Annotated in this window: 1 protein-coding gene; it reads left to right on the top strand. The window is 70.5% G+C overall.

Features of this window, described 5'->3' with window-relative positions; all coding sequences use genetic code 11:
• Positions 1–11 precede the first annotated feature (11 nt).
• A partial coding sequence (locus ACYVMZ_RS39435; protein WP_461088151.1) for a Rossmann-fold NAD(P)-binding domain-containing protein occupies positions 12–555 on the top strand: 544 nt, incomplete at its 3' end.

Here is a 555-nt window from a genome sequence, read left to right on the forward strand (position 1 = left end):
GCTACCGGGTGGTGTGGAAGCCGCTGACCGGTGTACTGCCCTCCTCGGCCGTGCTGTCGGGGCGCTGGCTGGTGGTCGTACCCGAGGAGGCTGCCGACCATCCCTGGGCCGCGGGGATCGTCGAGGCCCTGACCGAGGCTGGCGCCGAGGTGCACGAACTTCGGTTCGCCGCCGGGGAGATGACACGCCAGAACCTTGTCCACGAGCTGACCGGGCCGGCGCCGCAGGAGATCACCGGTGTCGTCTCCCTGCTGGGGCTGGTCGAGCAGCCGCACACGGTGCACGGTGCGGTCTCTGCCGGTGTGGCGGGCACGCTCGTGCTGGTCCAGGCGCTCGGAGATGCCGGGATCGAGGTTCCGTTGTGGACGGTGTCCAGTGGAGGGGTGTCCACGGGGCGCAGTGATCGTCCGGTCAGTGCTGTGCAGGCGCAGGTTTGGGGGCTTGGCCGTGTTGCGGCGCTGGAGTACCCCGACCGTTGGGGTGGTCTGATCGATCTTCCCGAGACGCCGGATTCCCGGACCGCGGCCCGGTTCGCCGGGATTCTGGCGGGAGCCG

The sequence above is a fragment of the Streptomyces deserti genome, from assembly GCF_054782695.1.